The sequence below is a fragment of the Vibrio brasiliensis LMG 20546 genome, assembly GCF_000189255.1.
Lineage (GTDB): Bacteria > Pseudomonadota > Gammaproteobacteria > Enterobacterales > Vibrionaceae > Vibrio > Vibrio brasiliensis.
Map to the genome: position 1 here is coordinate 1 of NZ_AEVS01000082.1, position 13,624 is coordinate 13,624.

Sequence of the window (13,624 nt, forward strand, 5' to 3'; positions counted from 1 at the left end):
CGAAGCGAAGCGTTCTAAATTCTCGTAGGACGAAGTCCGTTCTCGAAGCGCAGCGTTCTAATTTCTCGCAGGGCGCAGCCCGTTCTCAACTACTCTGCGTCACCCAGGATCACTGAGTCTAACGCGATGATCATCATATCGTTGAAAGTCGTCTGACGCTCATCTGAAGTCGTTTGCTCACCAGTCTTGATGTGGTCAGAAACAGTACAGATAGTCAGAGCTTTAGCACCGTATTCAGCACAAACGCCGTAGATACCCGCCGCTTCCATCTCAACACCTACGATGCCGTACTTGTCCATTACATCGAACATTTCAGGATCTGGTGTGTAGAAGAGCTCTGCAGAGAACAGGTTACCAACTTTTACTTCAATGCCACGAGCTTTTGCTGCATCTTCTGCTGCACGTACCATTTTGTAGTCAGCGATAGCAGCAAAGTCATGGCCTTTAAAGCGAATACGGTTCACTTTAGAGTCAGTACAAGCACCCATGCCGATAACAACGTCGCGAACTTTAATGTCTTCGCTTACTGCGCCACAGCTGCCTACGCGGATAATTTTCTTCACGCCAAAGTCTTTGATAAGTTCAGTCGCGTAGATTGAGCACGATGGGATACCCATACCGTGACCCATTACTGATACTTTACGACCCTTGTAAGTACCCGTGAAGCCGTACATGTTTCGTACGTCACATACCTGTACAACATCTTCCAAGAAGGTTTCTGCAATGTATTTAGCACGTAGCGGGTCACCCGGCATTAGAACAACATCTGCGAATGCACCCATTTCTGCGTTGATATGTGGAGTTGCCATGATTCAATTTCCTTAGTTAGAAATGACAAAATAATAGAGGGACATGCCCTCTATTTTAATTAAACCGTTTTGATTACAGGAAGTTTTTACCGTAATCCATTGGTGAGATACCAAAATGACTCGCCAGTGTCTGACCGATATCAGCGAATGTGTCACGTAGACCAAGAGAGCCCGCTGGGACTTTTGGACCGTAAACAATCACTGGGATATGCTCACGAGTGTGGTCTGTGCCTGGCCAAGTTGGATCACAACCGTGGTCAGCCGTCAGAATAAGCACATCATCTTGTTCCATTAACTCTAGTACTTCGTTGATACGACCGTCGAAGTATTCTAGTGCTGCGGCATAACCCGCAACATCACGGCGGTGGCCGTATGCTGAGTCAAAATCTACAAAGTTAGTGAATACGATAGTGTTATCGCCAGCTTGCTTAATTTGCTCTAGCGTTGCTTCAAACAGAGCTGGGATACCTGTTGCTTTCACTTTCTTAGTGATGCCGCAGTTAGCGTAGATATCAGCAATCTTACCGATTGAAACGACATCACCTTGCTTCTCTTCTACCAGTTTTTGTAGAACGGTTGCTGAAGGTGGCTCAACAGACAGGTCACGACGGTTACCCGTACGCTCAAACTGACCTTTACCAGCACCAACAAATGGACGAGCGATAACACGACCGATATTGTAGTCTTCAAGCTCTTCACGAGCGATTTGGCATAGCTCTAGCAGGCGGTCAAGACCGAAAGTCTCTTCGTGACAAGCAATCTGGAATACTGAGTCTGCTGAAGTATAGAAGATTGGCTGACCTGTCTTCATGTGCTCTTCACCAAGATCATCAAGAACTTGCGTGCCTGATGCGTGGCAGTTACCCAAGAAGCCATCAAGGCCTGCACGCTCAAGGATGCGGTCTGTCAGTTCTTTAGGGAAGCTGTTCTCTTTGTCTGTAAAGTAACCCCAGTCAAACAGAACCGGAACACCAGCGATTTCCCAGTGACCAGACGGAGTGTCTTTACCAGAAGATAGCTCTGCTGCGTGACCGTATGCGCCAATGATTTCTGCATCAGCATCCAGACCCGGAGCGAAGTTACCTGTGGACTCTTTATGAGCCATTGCAAGGCCAAGCTTAGATAGGTTTGGTAAGCGAAGTGGACCACTACGATCCGCATTGTCCGCAAGACCTTTATCACACTGCTCTGCGATATGACCCAGGGTATCAGAACCCACATCACCAAAGTCTTTTGCATCAGCCGTTGCACCGATACCAAATGAGTCTAAGACTAAAATAAATGCTCTTTTCATTATTGCTTCCTCAATTGGTCGAGAGCAAAAGCTTCAATCAACCAATCTTATTAATATTATATTAAGCCCTGAACAGCTGGAGTCGCGGCCAACAAGGCTGCAACTCCATCTCTAGGGTTTAAACGTCTTCAGCGCGGATCTGGCGATAAACTTCAGGTGTTGGTGTGTATTCACCACCTACCGTAATTGCCTTCTTCAGCGCATCTGCCGCTTCCTGCCATTGCTCTTCTGTGCGAGCATGAATAACAGCAAGAGGCTTGTCGTTAGATGCTTGTTCACCTAAACGGATGAATTGGTCAAAACCTACCGCGTAATCAATCGTGTCTGTCGCAACGCGGCGACCACCACCCATTGATACAACCGCCATACCAATCGCACGAGTATCCATTGCTGAAACGACACCTGATTCATCAGCATAAACTGGCTTAACAATTTCAGCTTTATCCAGGTAGTTATCGTAGTTCTCAACGAAGTCAGCAGGGCCACCAAGGCCGGCAACCATTTTACCGAAGCACTCAGCCGCTTTACCGTTGTCTAGCACTTCCATCAGCTTAGCACGTGCATCTTCTGTGTTATCAGCCAGTTTAGCCAGTACTAACATTTCCGCACATGACGCCATAGTGACTTCTAGAAGACGAGGGTTGCGGTATTCACCAGTCAGGAATTGAACGGCTTCACGAACTTCTACTGCGTTACCCGCCGATGAAGCCAGAACCTGGTTCATATCGGTAAGAATGGCTGTTGTCTTAGTACCAGCACCATTTGCTACAGCAACGATTGATTTCGCTAGTTCTTCTGACGCTTCGTAAGTTGGCATAAATGCGCCTGAACCTACTTTTACGTCCATAACCAGTGACTCAAGACCAGCAGCCAGTTTCTTTGACAGAATTGATGCTGTGATCAGTGAGATGTTATCTACTGTCGCTGTAATATCACGAGTTGCGTAAACACGCTTATCCGCTGGAGCAAGATCGCCAGTTTGACCGATAATCGCTACGCCAGCGTCTTTAGTCACATCACCGAATACTTCGTTGGTTGGTGTGATGTTGTAGCCTGGAATTGACTCAAGTTTGTCTAGTGTGCCGCCAGTATGACCAAGGCCACGACCAGAGATCATAGGAACAAAGCCACCACATGCTGCAACCATAGGGCCAAGCATTAGTGAAGTGACGTCACCGACACCACCGGTTGAGTGTTTATCAACGATTGGGCCGCCAAACTCTTTGTGGCTCCAGTCAATGACCATACCTGAGTCACGCATAGCACACGTTAATGCGATACGTTCTGGCATTGTCATCTCGTTGAAGAAAATAGCCATTGCAAACGCTGCAATCTGACCTTCAGATACAGTGTTTTTTGCTACGCCTTGGATAAAGAAGTTGATTTCGTCGGCAGTCAGAACTTCGCCGTCACGTTTTTTACGAATGATTTCTTGAGGTAAGTACATTAGATCCTCCCATGCTTTGTGCAGCAAGGTTGTAAGGTAAAGAGGTAATGTGGAGTGGCGAATTACCACCCCACCAAACAGACTTTCTTGTTATCAGTTCTCTAAATATTTGACGTTGCGGCGCCAAATACGATGAGACAATTAGTAAGCTGCTGGATCAGCAGTTTCGTCTGTTACTTCTAATGTATTAAGTAGGTTAGTCAGCAGGCTTGACGCACCGAAACGGTAGTGACGCGCATCAACCCAGTTGTCACCCAGGATTTCATCAGCCATTGCTAAGTACGCTTGCGCATCTTCAGCAGTACGTACGCCACCAGCTGGTTTGAAACCAACAGTTTCTGCAACGCCCATATCGCGAATAACTTCAAGCATCATGCGAGCGTATTCTGGAGTTGCGTTTACTGGCACTTTACCAGTTGAAGTTTTAATGAAGTCTGCACCCGCTTTGATACAGATTTCAGAAGCTTTCTTGATTAGTGCTTCTTCTTTTAGCTCACCCGTTTCGATGATCACTTTTAGAAGAATGTCACCACACGCTTCTTTACATTGCTTAACTAGCTCGAAGCCAACTTCTTCGTTACCTGCCATTAGAGCACGGTAAGGGAATACTACGTCTACTTCATCTGCACCGTAAGCAACTGCCGCTTTAGTCTCAGCAACTGCGATTTCAATATCGTCGTTACCGTGTGGGAAGTTAGTTACAGTCGCGATGCGAACTTCTGGTGTACCTTGCTCACGAAGTGTCTTCTTAGCAATAGGAATAAAGCGAGGGTAAATACAGATTGCAGCTGTGTTACCTACCGCTGATTTAGCGTCATGACAAAGTGAGATAACTTTCGCGTCAGTGTCGTCATCATTCAGCGTAGTTAGGTCCATTAGTTTAAGTGCACGTAGTGCTGCTGCTTTTAAATCGCTCATTTCTATCTCCGATCAATATTCAAAAATTTTACTGCTCAACCCGACTTTCGAGTTGGCGATGTAGTCATTAATGAACGGACTTGGTTCCTTGAAGACTCGGCATATACAGCGAATTCATATGCCAATTGCTATCCTTGTCACCGCACAGTACCAGTTTGGTCTATGGCACAACAATCTACGATTGCGGTGTCTAACGTATATGGGCTTAAGCCCAAGCAACTCTAGGTTGCTGCCAGCGCCAATCATACTCCTTGTATCAATTATCGCTAGCTAAAAAACCTTTCAATAATCCATTGATAGGTTACACCACCTAAGTAAACGCCGACGATGCCCATAACACCCGCTAAAACAGGGGGCGCAGGTACCGGCAACTTGATGGCGGAAAACAGGACTCCAACAACAAAACCCGCTAGGGTTGCGAGGATAACTTCATACATAAGTTTGACCCTACTTTCTATAGATACCTACATTATAGATATTTGTCGCAGAACTGTAGTGGCTCATAGAGCGCAAACGGTTTGTATCTCAAAAAAGATTCTGCTTAACGTTTGCTCAGTCTTAATCACCTGCAAACACTCAGAACCCGCTCTCCTAAATCTGATTTAGGTACGTTAATCAAATCTGGTCATACACTGGGTAATCGCAGTTTCGAGTTTTTACAAATATTCTTCAAAGTAGTGGCAGCAAGAAACCTGTTTCACTTGAGGCTCTTATCGCGTTCACTACGCCGAAAAATAAAAAAACCCCGCAGTAACAGAGTTACTACGGGGTTTTGTAAAACGGCGTCTATATAATCTTTCGCTTACTAAATTAGAAAGATAGGAAGAAGCCAGCGATTGTCGCTGCCATTAGGTTAGATAGCGTACCAGCACAAACCGCTTTAACACCCATACGAGCGATGTCGTGACGACGGTTTGGAGCTAGACCACCTAGACCACCTAGTAGAATCGCGATAGAAGAAAGGTTCGCGAAACCACATAGAGCAAATGCGATGATAGCTTGAGTCTTCTCAGACATTACTGCACCTGTCGCTGCAACAACTTGAGCGTTCTCGCCAACGTAAGGTACGAAGTTTAGGTAAGCTACGAATTCGTTAACAACTAGTTTCTGACCGATGAATGAACCAGCAACTGTTGCTTCAGCCCAAGGTACACCGATTAGGAATGCTAGAGGAGCGAATAGCCAACCTAGAAGTAGTTCTAGAGTTAGGTTTTCCATACCGAACCAACCGCCAACGCCACCTAGGATACCGTTGATTAGAGCGATTAGACCGATGAATGCTAGTAGCATTGCACCTACGTTTAGAGCAAGTTGTAGACCAACTGATGCGCCGCCTGCTGCTGCGTCGATAACGTTAGCTGGCTTGTCGTCACCACCGTCGATGTCATCACCGATACTCTCATCTGGCGTGTCAGTTTCAGGTTTAATGATTTTAGCGAATAGTAGACCACCAGGTGCTGCCATGAATGATGCTGCTACAAGGTACTCTAGAGGTACACCCATAGATGCGTAACCTGCTAGTACACCACCAGCAACAGACGCTAGACCACCACACATTACTGCAAATAGCTCAGACTGAGTCATTTTTGGTACAAACGGACGAACCACTAGAGGTGCTTCAGTTTGACCAACGAAGATGTTAGCTGCTGCAGACATTGACTCGGCACGTGAAGTACCTAGTGCTTTTTGTAGACCGCCACCAAGAATCTTGATAACCCACTGCATTACACCAATGTAGTAAAGTACAGAGATAAGTGCAGAGAAGAAGATTAGCGTTGGAAGTACTTGGAAAGCAAAGATGAAACCGATACCGTCAACTGAGAAGTTAACTAGGCTGCCGAATAGGAAACCAGTACCGTCTTTACCGTAGTCGATAACGTTCTGTACACCAGCTGAGAAACCAGCTAGTAGGTCGCGACCCCATGGTACGTAAAGAACGAAACCACCGATGATGAATTGGATAGCAAATGCGCCACCCACAGTTCTTAGATTGATAGCTTTGCGGTTATCAGACAGTAGTAATGCAATTCCTAGCAATACTGCCATACCGACTAGGCTCATAAACAGGCTCATAGTTTATGACTTCCTTATATGTTATTTGTTGGCGTGTTACAAAATGGAGCTCAAAAGCGGAGGCAATTATACTCATCCGTCCATTGATAAAGTAATGCCGTCCTCACAGTTTCTAATAAGATTCATCATGTGTTCACTCATTTACGTGAACGAGATCACCATTCACGACCTCTTCAATCATCATATGAACAATTTATTTCGAAATTATTCACAAATATCGAAGGCAGAATTGCTATTTTTCCAAACGATTTCAGCAATCGTTTGCTCTGGTAATCCTTTCAGGCTTGCGAGGCAGGACAATATTTCACCTATCATCTTAGGATGATTGGCCTTGCCTTGATGTCCGTTTAATGGCATGTCGGGTGCATCCGTTTCCAGAACTAGATTTTCGACCGCTAAATGCGCAATAGCCAGCCGAGTTTTATTCGCTCTTGGATAAGTGATTACCCCTCCGACGCCAATATAAAAACCACGTTCAACAAACTGCATCGCTTGCTGATAACTTCCAGAAAAACCATGCAGCACACCGCCAAATTCAAACTGCTTTTGCTTAAGAATCTGCAACAAACGATTGTGTGTCTTACGACTATGTAAGATGAGCGGAAGCTTAAACTCATTGGCAATGTCAACTTGCTGAACGAAAATCCGCTCCTGCAGTTCCATATCAACATCTATCATGGCATCTAGACCACACTCACCCACAGCAACACACAAACCTTGATGTTGTTCTAATAGTAGACGCAATTCGGTAAAAGAGTGCTGACTTTGTTGATCGATAAATAGTGGATGAATTCCTAACGCGTAATACAGCTCTGAATATTGTTGCGAGAGTGAGATCAGTTTTTGCCAGTTCGACGGGCCGATTGCAGGCAAAATAAAACGCTCAACTCCGTGCTGTTGTGCACTCTCTATATGCTGCCTGAAGTCAGCAGAGAAACAGTCGAAATCAAGATGGCAGTGGGTATCAAAAAGGCGCATCATCGCTGCGCCTTCGTATCGTTATTTACTGGGGAGTGGCTAGGTTCACTTCGGTAGGGAACGCAGCTTCGTTTGTTCTCCGGAGTCAAACCTAAAGACAAACACCACTGATCATATTTGGCTATCCAACGCTTAAACCAAACTAACATTCCCGACGCCCTCTGCTACTGCTCTTCGCGTTTGAAAACAAGCTCAGTCGGAGTCGACTCATCTTCAACGAAGTAATAACCAGCCGTATCAAACTTAGTTAAGTCGGCAACACTGGAGATACGTTGTTCAATGATGAAACGAGCCATCATGCCGCGCGCTTTTTTAGCGTAGAAGCTGATCACTTTATACTGACCATTCTTACAATCTTTAAACACGGGAGTAATCGCTTGTGCATCAAGAGCTTTAGGCTTAACCGCTTTAAAGTACTCATTCGAAGCCAGATTAATCAGTACATTGTCACCCTGAGCGGCAATCGCTTCGTTTAGCTTATCGGTAATCACATTGCCCCAGAACTGGTACAAGTTACTACCTTTGTCATTTGCTAGCTTAGTGCCCATTTCCAGACGGTAAGGCTGCATCAGGTCGAGAGGCTTAAGCAAGCCGTATAAACCTGACAGCATGCGCAGGTGACTCTGCGCATAGTCAAAATCCTCGTCGCTCAGAGACTCAGCGTCTAAACCTGTATACACGTCACCTTTGAATGCCAGAATGGCTTGGCGCGCGTTATCGGTAGTGAATGTTTCGCTCCACTCTTGAAAACGACCAACGTTTAAATCAGCAATTTTATCGCTGACTTTCATTAAGCTCGCGACGTCTGCTGGCGTAAGCTTACGGCAAACATCAATGAGTTCTTTTGAGTACTCTACCAAGTCCGGCTGAGTAAATTTTTCTGTCGCCAGAGGAGATTCATAATCTAACGTTTTCGCAGGTGAAACGACAATTAACATGACTTTATACTCTATCCATTTATCTGTTTTATAGAGTTTAGGGTACAAAAAAAGCCATGCGATGTCTGCATGGCTTTTTAAATCGTTTTAATAGGCAAATGTTATCACCTGAATTTGCAGCAGTAGCCAAGCGACAAATCAGCAGAGCTACCACTTCAAGTATTACGATTAAACTAGTCTTTTTTGCTCTGATCCCAGATACCATCTTCAAGCTGAGATTTCAGCTCTGGGAAATCATTTGAGTCAAACGTCGGGACTTTACCTTCATCAAGCTGACGGTTGTAGTCTTTCGCTAGTTTGATAACAATGCCAGACAGTAGCAGAATCGCAATCAAGTTAACAATAGCCATCAGACCCATAGATACGTCAGCCAGCGCCCATACTACTGGTAGAGAAGCAACCGCACCGAACATCACCATACCAAGTACGATAATGCGGAAAATACCCAGACCCGCTTTATGGTTATGCTCAAGGAAGATTAAGTTGGTTTCAGCGTATGAGTAGTTAGCAATGATTGAAGTAAATGCGAAGAAGAAGATCGCAACTGCAACAAAGATGCCGCCCCACTCACCAACCTGAGAGCTTAATGCTGTCTGAGTTAGCTCGATACCCGTAACCTCACCGTGTGGTACATACTCTCCTGACATCAGGATAATAGCCACAGTCGCAGAACAGATAACGATAGTATCCATAAATACGCCTAGCATCTGTACATAACCTTGAGAAGCCGGGTGTGGCGGGTAAGGTGTTGCAGATGCTGCCGCGTTAGGCGCAGAACCCATACCAGCTTCGTTCGAGAACAGGCCGCGTTTGATACCATTGATCATCGCCTGAGCAATCGCATAACCCAGACCGCCAGCAGCTGCTTCTTGCAGGCCAAATGCGCTCTTAAAGATTAGCGTCAGTACTGCAGGCAACTTATCAATGTTCATTACCATCACGAACATTGCTAGAAGCAGGTAAGCCAGAGCCATAACAGGAACAATCAGTTCTGCTACGCGTGCAATACGCTTGATACCACCGAAGATTACAACCGAAGATAGCAGCACAACAACGATACCAACGTAAGTATCATCCCAACCGAATGCGTTGTGCATTGCGTTGGCGATTGAGTTTGCCTGTACCGCATTGAAAACCAAACCGAATGCAATGATCAGGAATACAGAGAAAAGTACCCCCATCCAACGCATGCCAAGGCCTTTTTCCATGTAGTACGCAGGACCACCACGGTAGTTGCCGTCATCATCTTTAGTCTTGTATAGCTGAGCCAGAGTACTTTCAGCGAACGACGTCGCCATACCAAGCATTGCAATTAACCACATCCAGAAAATCGCGCCAGGGCCACCCGCAGTTAGAGCAACCGCAACACCAGCCATGTTACCTGTACCTACACGTGCAGCCAGACTGGTACAAAGAGCTTGGAAAGAAGAGATACCAGCTTTGTCTGCTTTACGGCTGTTTTTCAGTACAGAAAACATGTGGCCGAAGTGACGGAACTGGATAAAGCCCAAACGGACTGTAAAGTAGATTCCCACACCGACCAGAAGATAAACAAGAATAGAACCCCAAAGCAGGTCATTCATTAAATTAATTAAGTCTGTCATAACATCCTCATATTGAGATTTCGCCGATCTCTGCTTCCAAGCCATCCATCTAACTGCCGCGCTAAGTGTCAAGATTGCTTAGCGTTGATATAGTTGTTCTATGCAGTTTAGACCTGTAAAACTCGCCTCATGCTTCCATTTTACGTATCGACGTAATTTTTGACGGGCGGATAATGCAGCGAAGAAGGACAAAAATCAATATGCAAATGAGTGCTTTTGATTGTTATATTTCACTAGATGGTCACCATCAATTAACACGTAACAGCACAAACATAAAACAACAAACAAACAACCAATCTAAAATTCTATAACATTTGACAAATTCCGAAACATATAAAATCACAAACACACCGATGGTTAAGATTCCTTACAACACAAGGCATAGAGTAAATAGCACACGGTAAAAACAGTAAGCTTCTGTTCTGCTCATAGACACATAGCCGATATCTATTCATTGAGACCACGATTTGTACAGCTAATTAACAACCTTAAATCGGCAATTTAGCACTTCAACGCAAGTTAAACGTTCAAAAAACCACCATTTCGTGGCGGTTTTTTTGTGACCTCCTCGCACAATATCAGTAAAAACTTCATTGAAACGTAACAAATGAGAAACTAATCAAGGTTACGGTGGAATCAGATATGGTATTAAAAAATGACCCCGCTTAGAGGGACAAAAATCATAAAGAGGTAGCTTATGGAAGGCTTAAACTTTGAAGAAATTTTTGAACAGGATTTTCCAAAAGGACGAGCAGGCCGCTCGAAACCGGTAAAACGTAAATGGCGAGAAATCGAAGCGATCAAAGATCGCCAACGATTACAAAAAGAGTTGATGGATATGGATATCGGCTTTAATGATATAGATAAACTTGAGTATTAAAAAAAGAGGCCTTGTTGCCTCTTTTTTATTACCTGCTATCAAGTACATTCATGTTCAGTTTGATGAACCCGCTCAGCAAGCTGCTTATATTGCTCTGCTATGGTACTACCAAATACAGGATCGTCTTCACAAACACTCCATTGTTGTTCAACCGCCTGCCAATCCTTAACAGTAAACGTCTCAATTAAGTAAGGAAAGATCGACTTCTCCTCCGTTTCCAGGTGAGCTTTCTGCGCATCAAGGAAGTTTTCGAGTTGCTCTATAAACATCTCCTGAGGAATAACCGCATCCTGTAGCACCATATCAACGACATCAAGGAAAGCATGAGTCTTTTCAGACAATGTCTGATGCTCCAACTCAAGGTTATCTATCTGATGGTGGTGACCATAGTGCTTTGTATAGTAGTGATACAAAATGTCTTCTTTGGGGTGATGCACTTTCTCGGAATGGTTAGCAAGGTAGTCAACTAACTCTCTTAATACCCTATAGTTGACTGGGCGCTCACTTTTAAGTTGCGTTAACTTATGGCGAAGTAAAGCAAGTAAACGCACCATGTATCCGTGCTCACGACGTATCCTTTCAATCATCATAGCGGACTCTCCTTAACACCTACTTTTATTAAGTGTATAAGAGAACAATACATCCCGCTTTGATGCTGACCAAAATTTAGGCAAATATCAAAAGGATTAGCCAATCTCGACAGGCAAACGCCACTCTATCGGCTCTAAACCCTGTTGAGCTAAAATCTGATTAGTTTGTGAAAAGTGACGGCAACCGAAAAAGCCCCGATGGGCAGACAGAGGTGATGGATGCGGGCCAGCTAACACAAAGTGTTTATTGCGATCGATAAAACGTCCTTTCTTCTGCGCATGTGCGCCCCACAGTAAAAACACGACACCAGACTGATGTTGGTTAATCGCCTCAATAACTCTATCGGTGAAAGTTTCCCAGCCACTCTTGGCGTGCGAGTGCGCTTTGCCCTGTTCAACGGTCAACACAGTATTAAGCAATAAAACACCTTGCTCAGCCCAGCTCTGTAAATAGCCATGTTTAGGTATCTCAAAGCCTTCAACATCCTTAGCTAACTCTTTATACATATTGACCAGAGAAGGAGGCGTTTTAACACCAGGTAGTACAGAAAAGCACAGGCCATGAGCTTGATTCGGACCGTGGTATGGGTCTTGCCCGAGAATCACCACTTTGACGTCGCCAAACTCAGTGGTTTTGAATGCATTGAATACGTCTTTGGCTGGCGGAAAAACAACTTTACCTGAAGCGCGCTCGCTTTCTACGAATGCCAGCGTTTGCTGGAAATACTCTTGCTGCTTTTCAGCACCAATCACATCGTGCCAAGTCAGTTGAGATTTCATCACCTATTCCTTCTACCTATATATATGCGACCTGATTGTCGCAAAATAAGTAGAAGGAACAAAGAGAAGATTACTGCTTCTGCGGAGTGCGGTAGTGACCTTGTCCAGTAATGTGACGGTTTGGCATCGGAAAACGTACCGGGCGAGCAGAAATATAAGAATAAGAGAAAGGCATAATGTCACCCTCATAGCATTGAACACAAAGTAACCTATGAAAGATTAATGCCAGTTTTTCTTATTGCGCTTTTTTACTTGCAGCCTGATGGTGAAACTCTCTCAATCTGCTGATCTCTTGTGACCAAATGTCCGGATCGATTGTTTCTAAAATCAAAGGGATACCATCAAACCTGGCATCTTTGGCTATATACTCAAAACAGTGCCAACCTATCTCTCCTTGACCTAACGAGTGATGTCTATCCACTTTGCCGCCTAAGGCAATCTTTGAGTCATTAATGTGCATTGCCTTTAAATAGCGCATACCAACTATCTGATCGAACTCAGCAAAAGTGGCTTCACAAGCGTCAAAGCTACTCAGGTCATAGCCTGCGGCAAAGGTGTGGCAAGTATCGATACAAACGCCTACTCTCGACTTGTCTTCGACCTGCTCAATGATTTCGGCAAGGTGTTCGAAGCGCCAGCCTAAATTAGTACCTTGCCCTGCCGTATTTTCTATTACTGCAATCACCTCAGGAACAGCCTGATGCGCCAGACTGATCGACTCAGCGATTTTTGCCAGACACTCTTTTTCAGAAATCTTCTTTAAATGACTCCCAGGATGAAAATTGAGTAGTGTTAAGCCGAGCTGATGACACCTCTCCATTTCATCAATAAACGCTGCACGCGATTTCTCTAGCTTCTCTTCTTCAGGCGCTCCTAAGTTAATCAGATAGGAGTCATGAGGCAGAATCTGTTCTGCCGTAAAGCCAAGCATTTTGCAGTTAGCCTTAAATGCCGAGATCGTTTTCTCTTCGAGAGGTTTAGCGACCCACTGACGTTGATTTTTGGTGAATAGCGCAAATGCATTAGCACCTATCTCGCGAGCTCTCAATGGCGCTTGATCAACGCCACCCGCAGCGGATACGTGAGCACCAATAAACTTACTTCCATAATTATTTTTTATCATTGTCATTTAATCACTTTACACTTTCAGAATGGCTACCAATTTACAGGTACTTAGTAGACCAAGTTCAATTTTTCAGCTCATTTTGTAGTAAATTTACAACAAAATGAGCTATTAAATATTTTTATATGTTCAAATATATTGTAACTACGTTGTTTTCAATCACTTTATTGATTTAGAACAAGAAAATAAA

At 44.5% G+C, this 13,624-nt stretch carries 14 protein-coding genes; 1 reads left to right on the top strand and 13 read right to left on the bottom strand.

The window, feature by feature from the left end:
• Positions 1 to 89: 89 nt before the first annotated feature.
• The 10 genes from deoD to RH46_RS16345 all read right to left on the bottom strand — a co-directional run bounded on the left by deoD (position 90) and on the right by RH46_RS16345 (position 10,061).
• On the bottom strand, positions 90 to 809 hold the full coding sequence (gene deoD, locus RH46_RS16305) for a purine-nucleoside phosphorylase (protein WP_006880614.1): 720 nt from the start codon (positions 807 to 809) through the stop codon (positions 90 to 92).
• A 73-nt stretch (positions 810 to 882) separates the two neighbouring features.
• On the bottom strand, positions 883 to 2,103 hold the full coding sequence (locus tag RH46_RS16310) for a phosphopentomutase (RefSeq protein ID WP_006880615.1): 1,221 nt from the start codon (positions 2,101 to 2,103) through the stop codon (positions 883 to 885).
• A 118-nt stretch (positions 2,104 to 2,221) separates the two neighbouring features.
• Positions 2,222 to 3,550: a thymidine phosphorylase gene (gene deoA, locus RH46_RS16315; RefSeq protein WP_006880616.1), complete on the bottom strand. Its 1,329-nt coding sequence runs from the start codon at positions 3,548 to 3,550 to the stop codon at positions 2,222 to 2,224.
• Positions 3,551 to 3,691: 141 nt separating this feature from the next.
• Positions 3,692 to 4,468: a deoxyribose-phosphate aldolase gene (deoC, locus tag RH46_RS16320; RefSeq protein ID WP_005473560.1), complete on the bottom strand. Its 777-nt coding sequence runs from the start codon at positions 4,466 to 4,468 to the stop codon at positions 3,692 to 3,694.
• Between the two features lie 266 nt (positions 4,469 to 4,734).
• Positions 4,735 to 4,905: a XapX domain-containing protein gene (locus RH46_RS16325; RefSeq protein ID WP_006880617.1), complete on the bottom strand. Its 171-nt coding sequence runs from the start codon at positions 4,903 to 4,905 to the stop codon at positions 4,735 to 4,737.
• A gap of 373 nt (positions 4,906 to 5,278) precedes the next feature.
• Positions 5,279 to 6,541, bottom strand: coding sequence for a NupC/NupG family nucleoside CNT transporter (locus RH46_RS16330; protein WP_006880618.1), 1,263 nt, complete (start codon positions 6,539 to 6,541; stop codon positions 5,279 to 5,281).
• A gap of 204 nt (positions 6,542 to 6,745) precedes the next feature.
• The gene (locus tag RH46_RS16335) at positions 6,746 to 7,519 is read right to left on the bottom strand and encodes a TatD family hydrolase (protein ID WP_006880619.1); all 774 of its coding nucleotides are present in this window, start codon (positions 7,517 to 7,519) and stop codon (positions 6,746 to 6,748) included.
• Positions 7,519 to 7,668 (bottom strand): DUF5363 family protein, encoded by a 150-nt coding sequence (locus RH46_RS22270; RefSeq protein ID WP_160162431.1) that lies wholly within the window; start codon positions 7,666 to 7,668, stop codon positions 7,519 to 7,521. Before RH46_RS22270 ends, RH46_RS16335 begins: the two co-directional genes overlap by 1 nt.
• A gap of 15 nt (positions 7,669 to 7,683) precedes the next feature.
• On the bottom strand, positions 7,684 to 8,457 hold the full coding sequence (gene yaaA, locus RH46_RS16340) for a peroxide stress protein YaaA (protein WP_006880620.1): 774 nt from the start codon (positions 8,455 to 8,457) through the stop codon (positions 7,684 to 7,686).
• A gap of 173 nt (positions 8,458 to 8,630) precedes the next feature.
• Positions 8,631 to 10,061, bottom strand: a complete 1,431-nt coding sequence (locus RH46_RS16345) for an alanine/glycine:cation symporter family protein (RefSeq protein WP_006880621.1) — start codon at positions 10,059 to 10,061, stop codon at positions 8,631 to 8,633.
• A 697-nt stretch (positions 10,062 to 10,758) separates the two neighbouring features.
• Between RH46_RS16345 and RH46_RS16350 the strand changes: the two genes are divergently transcribed.
• The gene (locus tag RH46_RS16350; protein WP_006880622.1) at positions 10,759 to 10,941 is read left to right on the top strand and encodes a DUF3545 family protein; all 183 of its coding nucleotides are present in this window, start codon (positions 10,759 to 10,761) and stop codon (positions 10,939 to 10,941) included.
• Between the two features lie 38 nt (positions 10,942 to 10,979).
• On the opposite strand, the gene RH46_RS16355 is transcribed toward RH46_RS16350, so the two are convergent.
• The 3 genes from RH46_RS16355 to nfo form a co-directional block, all read right to left on the bottom strand.
• Positions 10,980 to 11,531, bottom strand: a complete 552-nt coding sequence (locus RH46_RS16355) for a hemerythrin domain-containing protein (protein ID WP_006880623.1) — start codon at positions 11,529 to 11,531, stop codon at positions 10,980 to 10,982.
• A gap of 96 nt (positions 11,532 to 11,627) precedes the next feature.
• Entirely contained in the window at positions 11,628 to 12,311 is a 684-nt protein-coding gene (gene ung, locus RH46_RS16360; RefSeq protein ID WP_006880624.1) for a uracil-DNA glycosylase, read from the bottom strand.
• Positions 12,312 to 12,546: 235 nt separating this feature from the next.
• Positions 12,547 to 13,440, bottom strand: a complete 894-nt coding sequence (gene nfo, locus RH46_RS16365; RefSeq protein WP_174263849.1) for a deoxyribonuclease IV — start codon at positions 13,438 to 13,440, stop codon at positions 12,547 to 12,549.
• Between the last annotated feature and the right edge of the window lie 184 nt (positions 13,441 to 13,624).